Below are 20,105 nucleotides of genomic sequence, written 5' to 3'. Positions count from 1 at the left end.
CGGCATGAATCCTCCATCGATGGACCGCGGTGACCTGGCCCTTGTGGTCGCCATTCGCGACCAGGGCAGCCTGGCGGGCGCGGCCGCGACGCTCGACGTGGTGCCTTCCGTCGTCACCAAGCGGCTCGGCGCGCTGGAGGCACGGCTGGGCCAGCGGCTGTTCGAGCGCACCACGCGCCGGCTCAGCGTCACGGCCGAGGGCGAGGCCGTGTGCCTGCATGCGCGAACGCTGCTCGACGGCTTTGCCGCGCTCGAAGGCGAGCTCGGCGAGCGGCAGAACGAACTGGCCGGCACCGTGCGCCTGGCCGCCACCTTCGGCTTCGGCCGGCGCTGGCTCGGGCCGGCGCTGGCCGCCTTCCAGGCGCGCCACCCTGCCCTGCAGATCGACCTGATGCTCACCGAGCAGCTGCCCGACCTCGGCGCCGAAAGCTATGACGGCGCCGTGTGGCTCTGGGCCGTGCAGCAGCGCCATGCGGCCGACTGGGTCTCGCGGCGCATCGCGCGCAACCAGCGCGTGCTGGCCGCCTCGCCCGCTTACCTGGAGCGCCGCGGCACGCCGGCCAGCGTCGAGGCGCTGGCGTCGCACGACTGCCTGGTCGCGCGCGAGAACGGCGACGCCGGCCCGCGCCAGCATGCGCTCTGGACCCTGCGCCATGCGCGCGACGGCAGCACGGCGCGGGTGCGCGTACAGGGCCCGCTGGCCAGCAACTCGGGCGAGATGGTGCGCGACTGGTGCCTGGCCGGGCACGGCGTCATGCTGCGCAGCCTGTGGGACATCGCGCCGCAACTGGCGACCGGCGAACTGGTGCGCCTGCTGCCGCACTACGCCATGCCGGAAGCGGACATCCACTGGGTCGCACCCTGGCGCCCGAAGACGCCGCGCCGCGTGCGCCTGCTGGTCGACCACCTCGTGGAACAGTTTCGCGGCGAGCCCTGGAAGCCGGGCAAGGCCGGCGCGCGCTGAACGTGGGTCGCGAAAAAATCAGGCCGCCGCTCAGCGGCCGCTGCGCACCACGAGGCTCACGCCCGCGGCGGTGAGCGCAATGCCCAGCACTGTCACCCACGTGATCGGCTCCGAGAACAGCAGCCACGCCATCACGGCCGTGCAAGGCGGCACCAGGTACAGCAGGCTGGTCACGGCCGTGGCCGTGCCGCGCTGAATCAGCATGTAGAGCAGCGAGCTGCCGCCCAGCGACAACGCCAGCACCGACCACGCCATCGCGCCGCCCGAATAAACGTTCCATTCGATGCCCTGCGACTCCATCGCCGCGAACGGCAGCGTGACCAGCAGCGCCGCCGCCATCTGCACCGCACTGGCACTGCGCACATCGCAGGGCGCGACGAAGCGCTTCTGATAGAGCGTTCCGGCCGTGATGGACACCAGCGCCATCACCGCCAACCCCATCGTCAGCGCATTGACCTCGGCGCCCTGCCCGAGCTTGCGCGACACCACCAGGACCAGCCCCGCGAAACCCAACGCGAGCCCGCCCCACTGCCGCCCCGAAATGCGCCCGCCGTTGAACGACAGCCACACCGCCGTCAGCACCGGCTGGATGCCGACCAGCAACGCCACCAGCCCCGCGCCCATGCCGGCGTGCACCGCGGCCCAGACGCCGCCGAGGTAACCCGCCTGCATCAGCACGCCGGTGACCGCCAGGTGCCCCCACTGCGCGCGCGCCTTCGGCCACGCGACCCGGGCCAGCGCGACCCACAGGCCGAAGCACGCCAGCGACAACGCATAGCGCACGGCAAGGAACTTGAGGGGTGGCGCATACGGCATGCCGTAGCGCGCGACGATGAAGCCCGTGCTCCAGATCAGCACGAACACCGCCGGCATCGCCCGCAGCCAGCCTGCGTGGCGCGCCTCGGCGGCGGCGCTCATTTGGTGCGGGCCCGAATCTCGGGAATGGCCTTCTGCAGGTAATAGACCATCGACCAGACGGTGAGCACCGCCGAGATCCAGATCAGCCACTGGCCCCACAGGCCGGTGTCGATCACCTTGAACAACTGTCCGTCATAGAGCAGGAACGGAATGGCCACCATCTGCACGGTCGTCTTGACCTTGCCGATCATGTGCACCGCAACGCTCTTGCCGGCGCCGATCTGCGCCATCCATTCGCGCAGCGCCGAGATGGCGATCTCGCGGCCGATGATGATCAGCGCCACGAACACATCGGCGCGCTGCAGGTGCACCAGCACCAGCAGCGAGGCGCACACCAGGAACTTGTCGGCCACCGGATCGAGGAAGGCGCCGAAGGCCGAGGTCTGGTTGAGCTTGCGCGCCAGGTAGCCGTCGAGCCAGTCGGTGGCGGCGAAGACGATGAACATGACCGTGGCGATCAGGTTGCGCATCGGCTCGGCGATCGGCAGATAGAACATGCCGACGATCAAAGGGATCGCGACGATGCGCGTCCAGGTCATGATGGTCGGTAGGGTCCAGAACATCTCTTGATTGTGTCATGGTGGCATTAACCCTCGACCGCAGGTCTTGCCCTCTTCGCCGTCAGTGCAGCGCCTTGTAGATCTCTTCCGCCAGCTCGGAGGCGATTCCCTCCACCGATGCGATGTCTTCCACGCTCGCCGCCGCCACGCCCCGGATGCCGCCGAAGCGCTGCAGCAACCGCGCGCGCCGCTTCGGCCCGATGCCCGGAATGTCCTCGAGCTGGCTGCCGCCGACGCGCACCTTCGCGCGCTTGGCCCGCATGCCCGTGATGGCGAAGCGGTGCGCCTCGTCGCGAATCTGCGCCACCAGCATCAGCGCGGCCGAGTCCTTGCCCAGGTAGACCTTCTCGCGCCCGTCGGCGAACACCAGCTCTTCGAGCCCGACCTTGCGGCCCTCGCCCTTCTCGACGCCGACGATCAGCGACAGCGGCAGGCCAAGCTCGCTGAACACCTCGCGCGCCATCGACACCTGGCCCTTGCCGCCGTCCACCAGCACCAGGTCGGGCATGCGCAAGGTGCGGGCCTTGGGGGGCGCATCGCTGCCTTCGCTCTCGGCGTCGCCCGGCGGCAGGGCCTCGGTCTCGGCGGCCATCGCCTCGGCCAGCTTGCCGTAGCGGCGGTGCAGCACCTGGCGCATGGCCGCGTAGTCGTCGCCGGGCGTGATGCCCTCGATGTTGTAGCGGCGGTACTCGCGGTTCTGCATCGTGTGGTGCTCGAACACCACGCACGAAGCCTGCGTGGCCTCGCCAGCGGTATGCGAGATGTCGAAGCACTCCACGCGCAAGTCGTCCAGGTCGTCCGATGCCAGCTCCAGCGCATCGGCCAGCGCGCGCGTGCGCGCCTGCTGCGAGCCCTCTTCGGCGAGCAGCCGGGCCAGCTGCAGCTTGGCATTGGTCTCGGCCATCTCGAGCCAGTGCCGGCGCTGCTCGCGCGGCTGGAACACCGCCGTCACGCGCGCGCCGGCCTGCAGCGAAATGGCCTCGATCAGCTCGCGGCTCACCTGCTCGCTCAGCACCAGCGTGGCAGGCACCGGCACGTCGATGTAGTGCTGGGCAATGAAGGCCTCGAGCACCTGCACCTCGATCGGGTCGGCGGCGGCGGGCGTCTCGCCGTCGTCGTCGTCCAGCTCGCCGTGATGGATCTGCGCCGCGTCTTCCACGTGCACCGGAAAGTACGGCCGGTCGCCCAGGTGCCGCCCGCCGCGCACCATGGCCAGGTTCACGCAGGCCTTGCCGCCCTGCACCTGCACGGCCAGGATGTCCACGTCCTTGTCGGACGCGATCTCGATCGACTGCTGGTGCAGCACGCGCGAGATGGCCGACATCTGGTTGCGCAGCTCGGCCGCCTGCTCGAACTCGAGCTTCTCGGCGTGCGTGGTCATGCGTTGTTCGAGCTTGGACAGCACGAGCTGCGTGTCGCCCATCAGGAAGGCCTCGGCACTGGCCACGTCGTGCGCATAGTCGTCGGGCGCGATGTGGCCCACGCACGGTCCGCTGCACCGCTTGATCTGGTACAGCAGGCACGGCCGCGTGCGGTTGGCATACACCGTGTCCTCGCAGGTGCGCAGGCGGAACACCTTCTGCAGCAGCTGGATCGATTCCTTCACCGCCCAGGCGCTGGGGTACGGACCGAAGTAGCGGTGCTTCTTGTCGACGGCGCCGCGGTAGTAGGCCAGCCGCGGAAACTGGTGCGACGCGATCTTCAGGTAGGGATAGCTCTTGTCGTCGCGAAACAGGATGTTGTAGCGCGGCTTGAGCGTCTTGATGAGGTTGTTCTCGAGCAACAGCGCCTCGGCCTCGGAGCGCACCACGGTGGTCTCCATGCGCACGATCTTCGAGATCATGTGGCCGATGCGGGTGCCGCCGTGGCTCTTCTGGAAGTAGTTGGCAACCCGCTTCTTGAGGTTGCGCGCCTTGCCCACATAAAGCACCGCGCCGGCCGCGTCGAAGTAGCGGTAGACGCCCGGCAGTTGCGGCAGGGCCGCGACTTCGCTGAGCAATTGATCGGAATGCACGTCTGACATGGCGGCTATTGTGGCGCGCGGCGCGAAGGCCCTGCGCCGTGGCGGACCGTCACGCCTTGACGGCTTCGACGGGGGCGGCCACGGCGCCGGTGACGGGGCCGGTGACGGGGCCAGTGACGCGGCCCATGAATGCCAGGATGCGCCGGCTCACGTCGACGCCCTCCTCGTGCAGCACCCAGTGCCCCGCACCTTCGATGCGCTGCAGCTCGCCCTGGTCGCACAACGCGATGCTGGGCGCGGCCATCTCGATGCCGAGCGCCTCGTCCTGCACGCCCCACAGCAGCAGCGTGGGCATTGGAATGCGCACGCCGGCATGGATGCGCGAACGGTTGCGCATCAGCGCGCGGTACCAGTCGAGCATGGCGGTCAGTGCGCCGGGCCGGCGCCATGCCTCGCGGTACAGCGCCAGCTCGGCGTCGGAAAAGGCGCCGGGCCGGCTGCTCTTCGTCAGCACCCGCGCCAGCCCGCGAAAGCCGTGGCGGCTCAGTAAACGTTCGGGCAGGCGCGGAATGCGGAAGAAATGCATGTACCAGCTGCGCAGGCGCTGCCGCCCGGCCGACATGTGCCGCAGCATCACCGCCAGGTGCGGCGAATTGACGATGACCAGCCGCTCGACGAGTTCCGGGTTGCGTGCCGCCACGCGCCAGCTGACCGCACCGCCCCAGTCATGGCCGAGCAGCGTCACCGTGTCGCGGCCCGTGCTGCGGATCAACGCGCAAACGTCGTCGGCCAGCGTCTCGAGGTCGTAGGCGTCCACGCCCCGCGGCTTGTCGCTTTCGCCGTAGCCGCGCTGGTCGGGCACCCAGACGCGGTAGCCCGCCGCGGCCAGCGCGTCGATCTGGCCGGCCCAGCCGCGCCAGAACTCAGGAAAGCCGTGCAGCAACAGGGCCACCGGACCGTCGAGCGGGCCGGCCTGCACCACATGAAAACGAAGGCCATTGGCCTGGACGAAGGTGTGCTCGCGAGCGTCGCTCATCGTGCAGCCCTGAGCAGCGGCTTCTGCGTCTTCATGGTCTCTCTCTCCGGTGTTTGTTGTGCCGGCCAGCATAGCTGGCACCTGGCAGAACACGGGCACACTCGCGGCCATGCAATCCAGGCGATGGGACATCTTCTGCAAGGTCATCGACAACCACGGCGACCTCGGCGTGTGCTGGCGGCTGGCCTGCCAGCTGGCCATGCTCGGCGAGCGCGTGCGCCTGTGGATCGACGACCCGGCGGCGCTGCGCTGGATGGCGCCTTCGGACCATGACGGCGTGCAGGTGATCGACTGGCGCGATTCGGTTGCCGTGCACGCAGCCGTGTCGGCGCCAGCGCCCGACGTGCTGGTCGAGGGCTTCGGCTGCGAGCCGGCGCCGGCGTTGGTCGCGCACTTTGCCGAAGCGCCGGGCGGCGCCTGGATCAACCTCGAATACCTGTCGGCCGAGCCGTACGTCGAGCGGCTGCACGGGCTGCCTTCGCCGGTCTTCAACGGCCCGGGCGCGGGGTTGAGCAAGCGCTTCTTCTATCCGGGCTTCACGCCCGCCACCGGCGGCCTGCTGCGCGAACCCGGCCTGATGGAACAGAGGGCGCGCTTCGACCGCGCGCCGTGGCTGGCCGCGCAGCAGATCGCATGGACGGGCACTGAGCGGCTGGTCTCGCTGTTCTGCTACGAGCCGCCCGCGCTGGCCGCGCTGCTGGAACAGTTGACGCAAGGACCCGAACCCACCCGCCTGCTCGTGACGGCGGGCCGTGCCACGCAGGCGGTCCAGGCTCTTTTTCCAACTGAAAACCCTGCAACACGGACGCCAGTCGTGCGTGGTGCGCTATCAATTTCATACCTGCCGTATCTCACGCAGCCCGACTACGACCGCCTTCTGTGGGCCTGCGACCTGAACTTCGTGCGCGGGGAAGACTCCTGGGTGCGTGCGCTCTGGGCCGGCGCCCCGTTCGTCTGGCAGATCTATCCGCAGGACGACGACGCGCACCACGCCAAGCTGAACGCCTGGCTCGGCTGGCTCGGCGCCCCGCCCTCGCTGCGGCTTTTTCACGACGCATGGAACGGCGTCGGCCACACCCCGCTGCCGCCGCTGCAAACGCAGGGCCCGTGGCACGAAACGGTGCTGAATGCCCGCACGCGGCTGCTGGCGCAAAGTGACCTGGTCACGCAACTGCGGGAATTGATCGCCCAAAAAAGCTAAAATAGCGGGCTTTGCGGATTTCGCCCGGATCTCGACGATCCGAGATGCTCTCCGCGAAACCTGCTCAACCCGCCGTTAGACCTGTACCGCGGGGCCAGACAAACCGGCAAATGTCGAAACGTCGCCGATGGCCCCGTGCACCGAGCGGCCAACATCCAGAGACCCTGTTATGAAAATCGCTCAAGAAATCCGCGCCGGCAACGTCATCATGCACGGCAAGGACCCGATGGTCGTCCTCAAGACCGAATACAGCCGCGGCGGCCGCAACTCCGCCACCGTGCGCATGAAGCTCAAGAGCCTGATCGCCAACTTCAACACCGAAGTGGTCTTCAAGGCCGACGACAAGATCGACCAGATCGTGCTCGACAAGAAGGAGTGCACCTACTCCTACTTCGCCGACCCGATGTATGTGTGCATGGACACCGAGTACAACCAGTACGAAGTCGAAGCCGAGAACATGGGCGACGCCCTGAACTACCTCGAAGACGGCATGGCCGTCGAAGTGGTGTTCTACGACGGCAAGGCCATCTCGGTCGAACTGCCGACCAGCGTCGAGCGCGAAATCACCTGGACCGAGCCGGCCGTCAAGGGCGACACCTCGGGCAAGGTCATGAAGCCCGCCAAGATCGCCACCGGCTTCGAAGTGCCCGTTCCCCTCTTCGTCGCGCAAGGCGACAAGATCGAAATCGACACGCGCACCGGCGAATACCGCAAGCGCGTCTGAGCCCCCGAGGCTCCGTCCTCACCGCTGACCACCACCCCCGAAAGAGGCTCCGCAAGGAGCCTTTTTCGCTGTCTGGGCACGCGGTTTGCAACGCTGCACAATCACTCGTGTACTCCTGTCTGGTTTTCTCATGAACAACACGCACAACCTTCACGACAAACGCCTGGCCGATGCCTGGGCCACGCTGCACTCCCATGCCGACAAGGGCCTGCCGCTCGACCCCGATCCGTCGCGCATCGCCTTCGCCGATCCGGAGTTTTTGCTGCGCCGCGAAACGCGCGGCATCCGCATGCAGCTGGAGCTGATGAAACCCGACCTCGAGCAGCGCGCCCACGGCATCGAGAACACGGTGGTGGTGTTCGGCAGCGCGCGGTTCCGCAGCGAAGAAGACTCGGCCGCCATGATCGCGCAGGCCGATGCGGCCGGCGACGCCGTGGCCTCCGACCGCTGGCGCCGGCTGGCGCGCAACTCGCACTACTACGAGAAGGCGCGCGCCTTCGGCAAGCTGGTCGCGCAGTACAGCAACGACAAGGAGCCGCAGGACAAGCTCTTCGTGTGCACCGGCGGCGGCCCCGGCATCATGCAGGCCGCCAACCGCGGTGCGCACGAAGGCGGCGGCCTCTCGGTCGGCCTGGCCATCGCGCTGCCGATGGAAGAAGAAGCCAACCCCTACGTCACGCCGGCGCTGAGCTTCAAGTTCCACTACTTCGCCATTCGCAAGATGCATTTCATGATGCGTGCGAAGGCATTGGTGGCGTTCCCGGGCGGCTTCGGCACGCTCGACGAGCTGTTCGAAGTCATCACGCTGGTGCAGACGAAGAAGTCGAAGCCGGTGCCCATCGTGCTGTTCGGCTCGGACTACTGGAAGCGGATGATCGACTTCGACTTCCTGGTCGACGAAGGCGTGATCTCCCCGGGCGACGTGAAGCTCTTCGAGTACGTCGACGCGCCCGAAGACGCATGGACCGCCATCAAAAGCTTCTACAAGCTCTGAAGCCGGGCTGAATTCATCGGCGCTGCCGTCCCCGGCCGGACGCAGCGCCGGCCCGAAGCCTTGTCAGACCTTCAGGCCCCAGGTGGCGCGCGCGCCGAGCGCCACCACCCCGCCCACCACCCAGAACACGCCGCCGATGCCGATCACCGCGCCGAGTGAGCCGAACAGCATCGGCATCGCGACGCTCGACGCATTGATGGTCATGAGCCGCAAGCCCAGCGCCTCGCCGTGGCGCGCATGCGGCGTGATCTGGTGCAGCATGCTCATCACCATCGGCTGCACCGCGCCCAGCGCGAAGCCCAGCACCACCGAGCAGGCGCCCATGGCCAGGGCCGAATCGAGCAGCGGGTAGACCGAGAACACCAGCGCCGTCACCAGCGACGAACTCAGGATCACGCTGCGCTCCGAGGCGCGCGAGGCGATCACCGGCAGCACGATGCGAATGAGGGCCGCCGCAATGGCGAAGGCGCCGAGGATCGAGCCGATCACCGAGGCGCTGATGCCCCGGTCGTGCCCCAGCACCGGCAGCACGAAGGCATGCACGTCCCAGCTCGACGACTGCAGCCAGTTCACGAACAGCAGGCGGCGGAACATGGGCTCGCGCAACAAATCCCATGCGCGCGTGGGCACGGCGCCCGCCACCGGCGCGACAGGCGGCGGCTCGTGCGCGCTGCGCGCGAGCAACCAGCACAGGATGGGCAGCGCCGCCATCACCGCGAAAGAGATGCGGTACGCCAGCATGTCCGCAGGTGCGCGCCCCGCGTGGTCGATCAGCATGCCGGCCAGGAACGGCCCGACGAAGTTGGCCACCGCGGGCGCGATGGCGAGCCAGCTGAAGACGCGCTTGAGCTGCGTCGGGTTGGTGGCCGAGCGTCCCACATGCCGCTGCAACGCTATGACCGTTGCGCCCGTCGCGCCACCGGTCAGCAAGGCCGCCAGGCACATCACCGGGAAGATCGGGAAGATCACCACGAGCCCCGCCCCTGTCACCGCCGCAATCACCGACAGCCACAGGGGCCGCTTGAAGCCGTACCGGTCGGCAAAGCGCCCGGCGGGCAGGGCCAAAAACACCTGGGTCAGCGCGAACAAAGAGATCAGCACGCCGACCGCCGCCGCGCTGTAGCCCTGCTGCAAGGCCAGCAGCGGCGTGGCCAGGCGCATGCCGGCCATGGTTGCGTGCAGGCACACCTGGGCGCCGATCACACGCAGCAGTTCGGAGCCTTTCACGGGGTGTCTTGGCCCTCGGTATCGGTATCGGTATCGGTGCTGGCCGTGGTCGGCAGCAGCGCCTGCGACTGCGCCTCGGGCAGGGCCTCGACCTTGCGCAGCGCCAGGCGCATCTGCTTGGCGCGCGTGTCTGCCTTGTCGAGCGTGTCGGAGGCCTTGGCCACCTGCTCCTTGATGCGCGCGACCCATTCGCCGTAGCGCTCGAACTCGGTCTTGACCGCGCCCAGCACCTTCCACACCTCGGAGGCCTGGCGCTCCAGCGCCAGCGTGCGAAAGCCCATGTGCAGGCTGTTGAGCATGGCCAGCAAGGTGGTCGGGCCCGCCAGCGTCACGCGGTGCTGGCGCTGGATGGCGTCCATCAGGCCCGGCCGGCGCAGCACCTCGGCATAGAGGCTTTCGACCGGCAGGAAGAGGATGGCGAAATCGGTGGTGTGCGGCGCGGCCAGGTAGTTGTCGGCAATCGACTTGGCCTCGGTGCGGATGCGCGCCTCGAGCGCCTTGGCGGCCTGCTCGGCGCCAGCGGCGTCGGCGCGCTCGTGCGCGTCGATCAGGCGCTCGTAGTCGTCGCGCGGAAACTTGGCGTCGATGGGCAGCCACACCGGCGCGCCGTCGTCGCCGCGGCCCGGAAAGCGAATCGCGAAGTCCACGCGCTGCCCGCTGCGCGGCTTGGTCTCGACCTGCTTGGCGTACTGGTCGGGCGTGAGCACCTGTTCGAGCAAGGCTTCGAGCTGCACTTCGCCGAACACACCGCGCGTCTTCACGTTGGTCAGCACGCGCTGCAGGTTGCCGACGCCCACCGCCAGCGTCTGCATTTCGCCGAGCCCCTTGTGCACCTGCTCCAGCCGGTCGGCCACCTGCTTGAAGCTTTCGCCGAGCCGCGCTTCGAGCGTGCTCTGCAGCTTCTCGTCGACGGTCTTGCGCATCTCGTCGAGCTTGGCGGCGTTGCTCTGCTGAAGCTGCGCGAGCTGGGTTTCCATGGTCGATCGCACCTCTGACAGGCGGCGCGCATTCGAGTCGCTCAGGCCCTGCAGCTGCGTGTTGAGCGTGTCGGCCAGCGCTTTCTGCAACGACGCCAGCTGCAGCGAGAACGCGTCGAGCTGCGCGTTCTGCGTGCGCGTGGCTTCTGCCCCCTGCTGCACCAGCGCGCGCTGGAAGGTGGCGAAGGCCTGCGCGGTCTCCTGGCGCGCGCCGCGCGAGCTCTCGGCGATTTCGTGGCGCAGTTCGCGCTCGGTGCGTTCGCTGGCGGCGCCCATCGTGGCCAGCGCGCGCAGCAGGTCGCTGTGGTCGGGGGCGGGCTGCCGACGTGCGAGCAGCCAGATCACCAGCACGAGCTGGATGACCGCGAGCGCGGCCAGTCCGATGAGGATCAGGTCGGTATAGGAATCCAAGGTCGTGGGGCGGTGCCGCTGCTTGCTGTGATGTTGCGTGCGTTTACTTGCTTGCCGGCGGAACAGGCGTCACAGGGGTCAGCGGGCCCTTGCCGCCGAAGTACGCGATGAGGTTGTCCGCCGCCAGGTCGGCCATGGCGCGGCGCGTGGGCACGGTGGCGCTCGCGATGTGCGGCGTGAGGACCACGTTGGGCACGCTCAGCAGGTCGGGGTGTACCTTGGGCTCGCCCTCGAACACGTCCAGCCCCGCGGCGGCGATGCGCTTCTCGCGCAGTGCCACGGCCAGCGCCGCGTCGTCGACGATGCCGCCGCGCGCAATGTTGACGAGCGTGGCGCTGGTCTTCATCAGCGCGAGCTCGGCCGCGCCGATGGTGTGGTGCGACGCCGCCGAGTACGGCACCACCAGCACCACATGGTCGGCCGTCCTGAGCAGCTCTTCCTTGCTCGCGTAGCTGGCCTTGCATTCGGCCTCGAGCGTGGCGTCGAGCCGCGAGCGGTTGTGATAGATCACCTTCATGCCGAAGCCGTGCGCGCCGCGCTTCGCGATGCCCTGTCCGATGCGCCCCATGCCGATGATGCCGAGCGTCGAGCCGTGGATGTCGGAGCCGGCGAACATGTCGTAGCTCCACTTCTGCCACTTGCCCGCGCGCAGGAAGTGTTCGCTCTCGGTGATGCGGCGCGCGGTGGCCATCAGCAGCGCGAAGCCGAAGTCGGCCGTGGTTTCGGTCAGCACGTCGGGTGCGTTGGTGCCGAGCACGCCGTGCGCGGCCATCGCGTCGACGTCGAAGTTGTTGTAGCCCACGGCCATGTTGGCGCACATCTTCAGGTCGGGGCAGGCGTCGAGCACGCCGGCGTCGATGCGCTCGCTGCCGGTGGTGAAGGCACCCTGCTTGCCTTGCAGCTTCGCAATCAGCTGTTCCTTGCTCCAGCCCTCGTCGGCCTGGTTCGACTCGACATCGAAATGCTGCGATAGGCGCTCGAGGGTCTCGGGAAAGATGGCGCGCGCGACCAGGATCTTGGGCTTGCTCATGATGTTGTCTCTGCTCGGAAAGTGGATCAGCGGAAGAAGAGGAAGGTGGTCACGACGAACAGCGGGACCAGGATGGACACCGACCACGCCATGTAGCCGAAGAAGCTCGGCATGCGCACGCCGCGGCTCTCGGCGATGGCCTTGACCATCAGGTTGGGCGCGTTGCCGATGTAGGTGTTGGCGCCCATGAACACCGCGCCGGCAGAGATGGCGGCCAGCGTGCTGGCGTAGGTGGTCATCAGGGCGGCCGGGTCGCCGCCGGCGGTATTGAAAAACACCAGGTAGGTCGGCGCGTTGTCCAGGAACGAGCTCAGCACGCCGGTGGCCCAGAAGTACATGGCGGGATCGGGCTGGCCATCGGTGCGCGTCACGGCCGAGACGATGGCGCCGAACGGGCCTTGCGTGCCGGCCTTGAGCATCGCGATCACCGGAATGATCGTCAGGAAGATGCCCGCGAACAGCTTGGCCACTTCGGCCATGGGCTCCCATTCGAACTGGTTGTCGGCATGGACCTTGGGCGCGGTGAGCTTGTACGAGACCACGGCGATCAGCGCCAGCCCCAGGTCGCGCACCAGGCCGGGCAGGCCGACCTCGGTGCCGAACACGTCGAAGGCCACGGGCGACTTCCAGAAGCCGCTGAGCAGCACCAGCGCGACCACGCCGCCCAGCAGCCAGAAATTGGCCGCGCCGTCGAAGCCCAGGCGGCGGGTGTCGGGCGTGGGGTCGGCCGGCAGCACGCCGTCCTTGCGATGAAAGTAGCGGTCGATGGCGTAGAACAGCGCCAGCAGCACCGCCAGGATGAAGAGCGTTTCGAACAGGATGTTCTGCGCCGTCCAGAAGAAGCCCACGCCCTTCAGGAAGCCCAGGAACAGCGGCGGATCGCCCAGCGGCGTGAGCGCCCCGCCCGCGTTCGACACGATGAAGATGAAGAACACGATCACGTGCACCTTGCGCGGCCGGTTGTCGTTGGCGCGAATCAGCGGACGAATCAGCAGCATCGAAGCGCCCGTGGTCCCCATGAAGCTCGCGAGCACCGCACCCACGGCCAGGATCGCGGTGTTCAGGCCGGCCGTGCCGCGCAGGTTGCCGCGAATGTGGATGCCGCCCGCCACGGTGAACAGCGCGGTCAGCAGGATGATGAACGGGATGTACTCCGCCAGCAGCGCATGCACGAGCTGCACGCCGGCCACGCCCGCGCCATACGTGGCGGCAAACGGCAGCAGGAACGCCAGCGCCCAGGCGGCCGATATCTTGCCGTAGTGGTGGTGCCAGAACGAGGGCGCGAACAGCGGCAGCAGCGCGATCGACAACAGGATGCCGGCGAACGGCACGCCCCACAGCGGCGAAAGTTTGCCTCCGTCGAAATCGGCAGCCGAAGCCAGGGCGGGAAGCAGCGCCAGCGCAGCGGCCGCGCTCAGTCGAATCGTTTTTTGCATGGGGGGCTGTACCGTACCAGACCGGGGCGCGGTGCGGGGCAGTACAGCCGTCAGCCTGCAGGTTGTTCGATCTCGAAGACCTGGCGCAGATAGGCCAGGTATTTTTCGTCGTCGCACATGTTCTTGGACGGCGTGTCCGACAGCTTGGCCACCGGCTGGTCGTTGCAGTGGATCATCTTGATGACGATCTGCAGCGGCTCGCAGCCCAGGTCGTTGGTGAGGTTGGTGCCGATGCCGAAGGCCAGCTGGCAGCGCCCGCGGAACTGCTGGTAGAGCTCGATGGTGCGCGGCACCGTGAGGCCGTCGCTGAAGATCAGCGTCTTGGTGCGCGGGTCGACCCGGTTGGCGATGTAGTGCGCGAGCATGCGCTCGCCCCACTGGAACGGGTCGCCGCTGTCGTGGCGCGCGCCGTCGAAGAGCTTGCAGAAGTACAGGTCGAAGTCGCGCAGGAAGGCGTTCATGCCGTACACGTCCGACAAGGCGATGCCCAGGTCGCCGCGGTACTCGCGCGCCCAGCTCTCGAAGCCGAAGATCTGGCTGTCGCGCAGCCGCGGGCCGAGCGCCTGGCAGGCCTGCAGGTATTCGTGCGCCATGGTGCCCAGCGGAATTAGGCCCAGCTTCATGGCATAGAGCACGTTGCTGGTGCCCGCGAGCTGCGGCAGCCGCGCGCCCGGCTCGGACTGCGCCGCGGGCGAAGTCACGGCGCCGAGCCGGCCGGTCAGGGTGCGCAGCACCTCTTCATGCCAGTCCTTGGAAAAGCGCCGGCGCGTGCCGTAGTCGGCGATCTTCAGGTCGGTGAGGCCTTCGTCCTGCAACTGCGAGATCTTGGTCTCGAGGCGGCGGCGGCCTTCTTCGAGGTCGGGCTTCTTCTGCGTATTGCGAAAGTACACCTCGTTGACGATGGCCAGCACCGGAATCTCGAACAGGATGGTGTGCAGCCACGGCCCCTTGATGCGGATCTCGAGCTCGCCCGAGGGCTGGGGAATGATGTTGATGTACTTCTCGTTGAGCCTGAAGAGGCCGAGGAAGTCGACGAAGTCGCTCTTGATGAAGCGCATGGAGCGCAGGTAGGCAAGCTCGGCGTCGCGGAACTGCAGCGAACACAGGCTGCGGATTTCGTCGCGGATCTGGCCGGCGAACTGCGCCAGGTTCACGCCGGGGTTGCGGCACTTGAAGCGGTACTCGACGCGGGCCCCAGGGAAATGATGCAGGACCACCTGCATCATCGTGAACTTGTAGAGGTCGGTGTCGAGCAGGCTGTGAATGATCATGGTGCTGGGCGCTGTGCGCAGGCGATGCGGAGTCTCAAACTTTCGGCGGCCGCTCGATTATCACGGGGTGCGTCGGCATGTGCCTGCGGGGGCGGAACAGCATGTCCTGCCGGCAGGGCATCAAGGGCAAGGTCAGGGAGCAATGGGGCAAGCTGTAGGACGACGATTTAGACGCCATCGCCGGCAAGCGCGACCCGCTGCTCGTTGGGCGTCGAATCAGACCCGAAGCGAATCGACCACTCGCTGCAGCGCCTCGGGCAGCGGCACCGGGCGCTGCGTGGCGCGGTCCACGTACACGTGCACGAAGTGGCCCTGCGCTGCGGCCGCGTCGGAGCCTTCGGCGAACAGCGCGATCTCGTAGCGCACGCTCGACCGACCGGCCTGCGCCACGCGAATGCCCGCCTCCACGGTCTGCGGGAACGCGATCGGCGCGAAGTAGTTGCACTGCGTCTCCACCACGAAGCCGATGGTGTGGCCCTGGTGAATATCGAGCGCGCCGCGTTCGATGAGCAGCGCGTTCACCGCGGTGTCGAACCAGCTGTAGTACACGACGTTGTTGACGTGGCCGTACATGTCGTTGTCGGCCCAGCGCGTGGGGATGCTGCGAAACGCGCGGTAGCTGCTGCGCGCGTGCGGAGTGGGTTTGGTGGGGGCGCTCATCGCGCGGCATTCTGCCAGCGGCAGCGGCGCTTGACGGCCACCTTGAAGACAGTCGGACGCGCCCGCGCACGGCCCGTTTTCTGGGCAGGCGGCCAAATTTAGAAGACAGGTTCTAAATTGCTGCACAGCAGCAAAAACCCCTTGATCGCAAAACTCAGCTGCCTATACTTGAGGCCATGCTGCAGCGCAACATAGACGGCGAGACAGCGCAACGTGACCCGACCACTCAATCCTTCTGGAGATACCCAATGGCCCTGACCGCTGACCAAATCCTCGCCGCCCAAAAAGCCAGCCTCGAAACCCTGTTCGGCCTGACCACCAAGGCTTTCGAAGGTGTTGAAAAGCTCGTCGAACTGAACGTGACCGCTTCCAAGGCCGCCCTGGCCGAAGCCCAGAGCACCGCCCAGGCCGCCATGAGCGTCAAGGACGCACAGGAACTGCTGACGCTGCAAGCCAGCCTGTTCCAGCCCCTGGCCGAAAAGACCGCCGCCTACAGTCGTCACCTGTACGACATCGCCCAAGGCACCGGCGCCGAATTCTCCAAGGCTTTCGAAGCCAAGGCCGCTGAAGCCCAGCAAGCCTTCGTCGGCCTGGTCGACAGCGCTTCCAAGAACGCCCCCGCCGGTTCGGAAACCGCCGTCGCCGTCATGAAGAGCGCCGTGGCTGCCGCCAACAACGCCTTCGAATCGGTTCAAAAGGCCGTCAAGCAAGCGTCGGACGTCGCCGAAGCCAACTTCAATGCCGTGTCGTCGCAAGCCGTTGCCGCTGCGAAGACCGCGACCGCTTCGCGCAAGCGCTGAGCCGCCGACCACCACCAGTTGTCTCCTTGGGTCCTCACGGATCCAATTCAGGGCCCCATCCTCGGATGGGGCCTTTTTTTTGGCTTCGATAATGACGGCCTCATCTCAGGAGACTTTCAATGCAGATCGACGGCAAGGTTTTTATCGTGACCGGTGGCGCTTCGGGCCTCGGCGAAGGCACGGCGCGCATGCTGGCCGCCAACGGCGCCAAGGTGGTGATCGCCGACATGCAGGCTGACAAGGGCGAAGCCGTTGCCAAGGACATCGGCGGTGTGTTCGTCAAGTGCGACGTGAGCCAGGAAGCCGACGGCCAGGCGGTCGTGGCCGCTGCGCAAAAGCTCGGCAAGCTGATGGGCCTGGTCAATTGCGCCGGCATCGCGCCGGCCGAGAAGACCGTGGGCAAGAACGGCCCGCACGCGCTGGCGGTGTTCAGCAAGACCGTCACGGTCAATCTGATCGGCAGCTTCAACATGATCCGCCTGGCGGCCGACGCCATGGGCAAGAACGAGCCCGAATCCACCGGCGAGCGCGGCGTGCTCATCTCCACTGCCTCGGTCGCGGCTTACGACGGCCAGATCGGCCAGGCCGCCTACAGCGCCTCCAAGGGCGGCGTGGTCGGCATGACGCTGCCCATCGCGCGCGACCTCGCACGCAGCGGCATCCGCAACATGACCATTGCCCCCGGCATTTTCGGCACACCCATGCTGTTCGGCATGCCGCAGGACGTGCAGGATGCACTGGCCGCCAGCGTGCCCTTCCCTTCGCGCCTGGGCACGCCCGAGGACTACGCCAAGCTGGCCAAGCACATCATCGAGAACGACATGCTCAACGGCGAAGTGATTCGTCTGGACGGAGCGATTCGACTGGCTCCCCGCTGAGCTCACCCTTCGGTGGCTTCACGCTGCCGGTGCGGTCCAGGCGCTCGTAGTTCGCGATCACCTGGGCCCCCAGCAGCACCAGCGTGGCCGCGATCTCGAGGCTCAGCAGCACGACGATCGCCGTGGTCAGCGAGCCGTAGACCACGTTCACCTGCGACAGCGTCGAGAAGTACCAGATCAGCACCCGCCGCGTGGCCTCCCACAGCAGCGCTGCCGTCACCCCGCCCAACAGGGCATGGCGCAGCGACATGCGACCGGCCGGCATCACGAGGTAGAGCGAGGTCAACATGAAGATCTCGCCGCCCAACCCCAGCAGGTAGAGCAGCAGGCCCGAAATGCCCGACAGCGACCAGCTGCGCCCCAGCAGGTCGACGCTTTCCTGCCCCACCAGCTGCAGCGCCCCCGACACCAAGGTGACCAGCAGCAGCCCGACGCACAGGCACAGGATGTAGACATAGGGCATGGCCACCGACACCAGGAAGTGGCGCTTGTGGTCGGCCTTGCGGTGGTGAAAGATCACCGCCATGGCGCTTTCGAGCACGCTGAAGGCCAGCGAGCTGAAGAAGATCATCGTCACCAGCAACACCGGGCCCAGCACGTCGCGGTGGTCCAGGAAGCTCGACAGCTCGGCCACGATGGCCTTCGACTGGCCCGGCAGCAGCCATCCGAGGTACTGCCCGATGGTGCGCAGCAGCTCCGCTTGGTCGATGACGTGCGACAGCGCAATCACGCTCACGATCAGCAGCGGCACGATCGACAGCAAGGCGTAGTAGGCCACCGCGCCCGCGAGCAAAAGCCCCTGGTTGGCGCGAAATTCCTTGAGCGCTTCCCAGCCGAATCGCAGGGGGTGGCGCAGCACCGGAGCGGCGTGTTGCAGAGGGTTGGGCATCGTCGTGCGTGGAATTCGGACGCTTTCAGTATGCCGTCGGCCCGCAGGCATGCCGCCGCTTGCGTATGATTTGCCGCTCTTCGCCTACATGACCATCCCCGCTTCATTCATCCAGGAACTCATCGCGCGCGCCGATGTGGTCGAAATCGTCGGCCGCTATGTGCAGTTGAAGAAGGCCGGCGCCAATTTCATGGGGCTGTGTCCGTTCCACGGCGAGAAATCGCCCTCCTTCTCCGTCAGCCCGACCAAACAGTTCTATCACTGCTTCGGCTGCGGGGTGCACGGCAACGCCATCGGCTTTTTGATGGAGCATGCGGGCATGGGCTTCGTCGAGGCGGTGCACGACCTGGCCGGCCAGTACGGCCTGCAGGTGCCCGAGGACGACGCCTCCCCCGCCGAGCGCGCCCGCGCCGCCACCCAGCGCCAGAAGCAGGCCACGCTGACCGACGTGCTCGAAAAGGCCGGCGACGCCTACCGCAAGCAGTTGCGCCAGGCGCCCGGCGCCATCGAATACCTCAAGGGCCGCGGCGTCTCGGGCGAGGTGGCCAAGCAGTTCGGCATCGGCTATGCGCCGGCCGGCTGGCGCTCCCTGGCCAGCGTGTTCCCCGACTACGACGACCCGCTGCTCGCCGAAAGCGGGCTGGTGATCGTCAACAACGAGGAAGGCCAGCTCAGCGAAGCCGAGGCCAAGCGCTACGACCGCTTCCGCGATCGCGTGATGTTCCCCATCCGCAACGTGAAGGGCGAGTGCATCGGCTTCGGCGGCCGGGTGCTGGGCGACGAAAAGCCCAAGTACCTGAACTCGCCCGAAACCCCCGTGTTCAGCAAGGGCCGCGAGCTCTACGGCCTGTACGAAGCCCGGGCCGCCTTCCGCGACCGCGGCTATGCATTGGTGACCGAGGGCTACATGGACGTGGTGGCCCTGGCCCAGCTCGGCTTTCCGAACACGGTGGCCACGCTGGGCACCGCGTGCACGACCGAGCACGTGCAAAAGCTCTTCCGCTTCACCGAGTCGGTGGTGTTCAGCTTCGACGGCGACGCCGCCGGCCGTCGCGCCGCGCGAAAGGCGCTCGACGGCGCCCTGCCCTACGCCACCGACGTGCGCAGCATCAAGTTTTTGTTCCTGCCGGCCGAGCACGACCCCGACAGCTTCATCCGCGAGCACGGCGCCGAGGCCTTCGCCCGCTTCGTCGCCGAAGCCACGCCGCTGTCGCGCTTCATGCTCGAGGCTGCCCGCGAAGGCTGCGACCTGACCACCGCCGAAGGCCGCGCGCACATGACCAGCAACGTGCGCCCGCTCTGGGGCGCGATGCCCGACGGGGCGCTCAAGCGGCAACTGCTGAGCGAAATTGCAACGCTGGTGCAACTCGACGCGCCAGCGTTGTCGGACCTGTGGGCGTCCACGCCCGGCCCGCGCAAGGCCGGCGGCGCGCCCGCGCAGCAGCGCTATGCCGAGCCCGGCGGCTACGACGGCGGAGGTGGCGACGACCACTACCCCGACATGCCCCCGCCGCCGCAGGAGTACGACCCGTCGCGCTATGAAAGCGATAGCAAGCCCAAGTTCCAGCCGCGCAAGTTCGTCAAGGGCAAGCGCTGGGGCGGCAAGTTCGAGGAACCCATCGAGCCCCTGCGCGGACGCGGCGCCCCCCCCAGCCGCCCGGACGTCGCGGTGCGCCTGCTGCTGTCGAACATGGCGCAGTGGGACGCGCTGTCGCACGAGCTCCACGTGATGCTGTGCGAGCTGCCCGGCACGCACGGCGCGCTGTTCACCTGGCTGGACAGCCAGTTGCACGAACATGGCGTGCAGCCCTGGGCGGCGCTGCGCGAAGGCATGCGCGAAATGGATTTCGAAGCCTTGGCCGAGCGGCTGATGTCGGTGTCCGAAGCCGGCCCCGCGCCCGATGGCGAGGAGGCCCAGCACCTGGCCGAAGCGGCGCGCGAACTTGCCAGCGTGCTCGACTTCATGCTCGACGACCGCCTCAAGGCCCAGCAAAGCGAAGCCATCGCCGCCGTCGGCAAAGACCCGAAAGCCCTGGAGCGCTACAAGGCGCTGGAGACCCGGCGGCTCGAACTGCGGGCACGCATTCGATCCTCTGGTGCAGACACCACTTGAAATTTTCGCAACGGGCTATAATGTAGGGCTTCGCAACTGGCGAAATTAGGCAA

Annotated in this window: 18 protein-coding genes; 7 read left to right on the top strand and 11 right to left on the bottom strand. The window is 67.4% G+C overall.

Annotation, left to right across the window (positions count from 1 at the left end):
* Positions 1–4: 4 nt before the first annotated feature.
* Complete coding sequence (locus ACSFA5_RS08305; RefSeq protein WP_435443548.1) at positions 5–964, top strand: LysR substrate-binding domain-containing protein; 960 nt, start codon at positions 5–7, stop codon at positions 962–964.
* A gap of 30 nt (positions 965–994) precedes the next feature.
* Here ACSFA5_RS08305 and ACSFA5_RS08300 read toward each other — a convergent pair whose 3' ends face one another.
* From ACSFA5_RS08300 to ACSFA5_RS08285, 4 genes are read right to left on the bottom strand one after another with little or no spacing between them, the layout of a single operon-like run.
* Positions 995–1,882: a DMT family transporter gene (locus tag ACSFA5_RS08300; protein WP_435443547.1), complete on the bottom strand. Its 888-nt coding sequence runs from the start codon at positions 1,880–1,882 to the stop codon at positions 995–997.
* Positions 1,879–2,445 (bottom strand): CDP-diacylglycerol--glycerol-3-phosphate 3-phosphatidyltransferase, encoded by a 567-nt coding sequence (gene pgsA, locus ACSFA5_RS08295; protein WP_435443546.1) that lies wholly within the window; start codon positions 2,443–2,445, stop codon positions 1,879–1,881. Before pgsA ends, ACSFA5_RS08300 begins: the two co-directional genes overlap by 4 nt.
* A gap of 58 nt (positions 2,446–2,503) precedes the next feature.
* On the bottom strand, positions 2,504–4,465 hold the full coding sequence (gene uvrC / locus ACSFA5_RS08290) for an excinuclease ABC subunit UvrC (RefSeq protein ID WP_435443545.1): 1,962 nt from the start codon (positions 4,463–4,465) through the stop codon (positions 2,504–2,506).
* Positions 4,466–4,514: 49 nt separating this feature from the next.
* Positions 4,515–5,441: an alpha/beta fold hydrolase gene (locus tag ACSFA5_RS08285; RefSeq protein ID WP_435443544.1), complete on the bottom strand. Its 927-nt coding sequence runs from the start codon at positions 5,439–5,441 to the stop codon at positions 4,515–4,517.
* A gap of 109 nt (positions 5,442–5,550) precedes the next feature.
* On the opposite strand from ACSFA5_RS08285, the gene earP reads away from it, so the two are divergent.
* The 3 genes from earP to ACSFA5_RS08270 all read left to right on the top strand — a co-directional run bounded on the left by earP (position 5,551) and on the right by ACSFA5_RS08270 (position 8,360).
* A complete protein-coding gene (earP, locus tag ACSFA5_RS08280; RefSeq protein WP_435443543.1) occupies positions 5,551–6,642 on the top strand; it encodes an elongation factor P maturation arginine rhamnosyltransferase EarP in 1,092 nt (363 codons plus the stop codon).
* 169 nt (positions 6,643–6,811) lie between these two features.
* On the top strand, positions 6,812–7,366 hold the full coding sequence (efp, locus tag ACSFA5_RS08275; RefSeq protein ID WP_028258883.1) for an elongation factor P: 555 nt from the start codon (positions 6,812–6,814) through the stop codon (positions 7,364–7,366).
* 130 nt (positions 7,367–7,496) lie between these two features.
* Complete coding sequence (locus ACSFA5_RS08270) at positions 7,497–8,360, top strand: LOG family protein (protein ID WP_435443542.1); 864 nt, start codon at positions 7,497–7,499, stop codon at positions 8,358–8,360.
* A gap of 63 nt (positions 8,361–8,423) precedes the next feature.
* On the opposite strand, the gene ACSFA5_RS08265 is transcribed toward ACSFA5_RS08270, so the two are convergent.
* The 6 genes from ACSFA5_RS08265 to ACSFA5_RS08240 all read right to left on the bottom strand — a co-directional run bounded on the left by ACSFA5_RS08265 (position 8,424) and on the right by ACSFA5_RS08240 (position 15,372).
* Entirely contained in the window at positions 8,424–9,587 is a 1,164-nt protein-coding gene (locus ACSFA5_RS08265; protein WP_435443541.1) for an MFS transporter, read from the bottom strand.
* The gene (locus tag ACSFA5_RS08260; RefSeq protein WP_435443540.1) at positions 9,584–10,975 is read right to left on the bottom strand and encodes a DNA recombination protein RmuC; all 1,392 of its coding nucleotides are present in this window, start codon (positions 10,973–10,975) and stop codon (positions 9,584–9,586) included. Before ACSFA5_RS08260 ends, ACSFA5_RS08265 begins: the two co-directional genes overlap by 4 nt.
* Positions 10,976–11,018: 43 nt before the next feature.
* Entirely contained in the window at positions 11,019–12,005 is a 987-nt protein-coding gene (locus ACSFA5_RS08255) for a 2-hydroxyacid dehydrogenase (protein WP_435443539.1), read from the bottom strand.
* A 26-nt stretch (positions 12,006–12,031) separates the two neighbouring features.
* Positions 12,032–13,441 carry a sodium:proton antiporter gene (locus ACSFA5_RS08250; protein ID WP_435443538.1) on the bottom strand — a complete coding sequence of 470 codons (1,410 nt, stop codon included), beginning with the start codon at positions 13,439–13,441 and terminating at the stop codon, positions 12,032–12,034.
* A 50-nt stretch (positions 13,442–13,491) separates the two neighbouring features.
* A complete protein-coding gene (pncB, locus tag ACSFA5_RS08245; protein ID WP_435443537.1) occupies positions 13,492–14,712 on the bottom strand; it encodes a nicotinate phosphoribosyltransferase in 1,221 nt (406 codons plus the stop codon).
* 216 nt (positions 14,713–14,928) lie between these two features.
* Positions 14,929–15,372 (bottom strand): acyl-CoA thioesterase, encoded by a 444-nt coding sequence (locus tag ACSFA5_RS08240; RefSeq protein WP_435443536.1) that lies wholly within the window; start codon positions 15,370–15,372, stop codon positions 14,929–14,931.
* A gap of 248 nt (positions 15,373–15,620) precedes the next feature.
* Here ACSFA5_RS08240 and ACSFA5_RS08235 point away from each other — a divergent pair, with 248 nt between their 5' ends.
* Together ACSFA5_RS08235 and ACSFA5_RS08230 are read left to right on the top strand one after the other, a co-directional pair.
* Complete coding sequence (locus ACSFA5_RS08235) at positions 15,621–16,172, top strand: phasin family protein (RefSeq protein ID WP_435443535.1); 552 nt, start codon at positions 15,621–15,623, stop codon at positions 16,170–16,172.
* Between the two features lie 119 nt (positions 16,173–16,291).
* Positions 16,292–17,050, top strand: coding sequence for a 3-hydroxyacyl-CoA dehydrogenase (locus ACSFA5_RS08230; protein ID WP_409170320.1), 759 nt, complete (start codon positions 16,292–16,294; stop codon positions 17,048–17,050).
* Here the strand turns inward: ACSFA5_RS08230 and ACSFA5_RS08225 are convergent.
* On the bottom strand, positions 16,998–17,939 hold the full coding sequence (locus tag ACSFA5_RS08225) for a YihY/virulence factor BrkB family protein (protein ID WP_435443534.1): 942 nt from the start codon (positions 17,937–17,939) through the stop codon (positions 16,998–17,000). The two genes, ACSFA5_RS08230 and ACSFA5_RS08225, sit on opposite strands and share 53 nt — an antisense overlap.
* 88 nt (positions 17,940–18,027) lie before the next feature.
* Between ACSFA5_RS08225 and dnaG the strand changes: the two genes are divergently transcribed.
* Complete coding sequence (gene dnaG / locus ACSFA5_RS08220; protein ID WP_435443533.1) at positions 18,028–20,052, top strand: DNA primase; 2,025 nt, start codon at positions 18,028–18,030, stop codon at positions 20,050–20,052.
* Positions 20,053–20,105: the final 53 nt, after the last annotated feature.

The organism is Variovorax monticola (assembly GCF_051216855.1).
In the GTDB taxonomy this organism is placed as follows: Bacteria; Pseudomonadota; Gammaproteobacteria; order Burkholderiales; family Burkholderiaceae_C; genus Variovorax.
Note: the sequence above shows the minus strand (reverse complement) of the source record. Positions and strands in the feature narration are given on the sequence as shown.

Excerpts from the sequence above, each read along its gene's own strand:
- ACSFA5_RS08255 (WP_435443539.1), bottom strand. The coding sequence starts at position 12,005 with ATGAGCAAGCCCAAGATCCTGGTCGCGCGCGCCATCTTTCCCGAGACC.
- ACSFA5_RS08305 (WP_435443548.1), top strand. The coding sequence starts at position 5 with ATGAATCCTCCATCGATGGACCGCGGTGACCTGGCCCTTGTGGTCGCC.
- dnaG (WP_435443533.1), top strand. The coding sequence starts at position 18,028 with ATGACCATCCCCGCTTCATTCATCCAGGAACTCATCGCGCGCGCCGAT.
- ACSFA5_RS08250 (WP_435443538.1), bottom strand. The coding sequence starts at position 13,441 with ATGCAAAAAACGATTCGACTGAGCGCGGCCGCTGCGCTGGCGCTGCTT.
- earP (WP_435443543.1), top strand. The coding sequence starts at position 5,551 with ATGCAATCCAGGCGATGGGACATCTTCTGCAAGGTCATCGACAACCAC.
- ACSFA5_RS08235 (WP_435443535.1), top strand. The coding sequence starts at position 15,621 with ATGGCCCTGACCGCTGACCAAATCCTCGCCGCCCAAAAAGCCAGCCTC.
- ACSFA5_RS08240 (WP_435443536.1), bottom strand. The coding sequence starts at position 15,372 with ATGAGCGCCCCCACCAAACCCACTCCGCACGCGCGCAGCAGCTACCGC.
- pgsA (WP_435443546.1), bottom strand. The coding sequence starts at position 2,445 with ATGTTCTGGACCCTACCGACCATCATGACCTGGACGCGCATCGTCGCG.
- pncB (WP_435443537.1), bottom strand. The coding sequence starts at position 14,712 with ATGATCATTCACAGCCTGCTCGACACCGACCTCTACAAGTTCACGATG.
- uvrC (WP_435443545.1), bottom strand. The coding sequence starts at position 4,465 with ATGTCAGACGTGCATTCCGATCAATTGCTCAGCGAAGTCGCGGCCCTG.
- ACSFA5_RS08230 (WP_409170320.1), top strand. The coding sequence starts at position 16,292 with ATGCAGATCGACGGCAAGGTTTTTATCGTGACCGGTGGCGCTTCGGGC.
- efp (WP_028258883.1), top strand. The coding sequence starts at position 6,812 with ATGAAAATCGCTCAAGAAATCCGCGCCGGCAACGTCATCATGCACGGC.
- ACSFA5_RS08300 (WP_435443547.1), bottom strand. The coding sequence starts at position 1,882 with ATGAGCGCCGCCGCCGAGGCGCGCCACGCAGGCTGGCTGCGGGCGATG.
- ACSFA5_RS08285 (WP_435443544.1), bottom strand. The coding sequence starts at position 5,441 with ATGAGCGACGCTCGCGAGCACACCTTCGTCCAGGCCAATGGCCTTCGT.
- ACSFA5_RS08225 (WP_435443534.1), bottom strand. The coding sequence starts at position 17,939 with ATGCCCAACCCTCTGCAACACGCCGCTCCGGTGCTGCGCCACCCCCTG.
- ACSFA5_RS08270 (WP_435443542.1), top strand. The coding sequence starts at position 7,497 with ATGAACAACACGCACAACCTTCACGACAAACGCCTGGCCGATGCCTGG.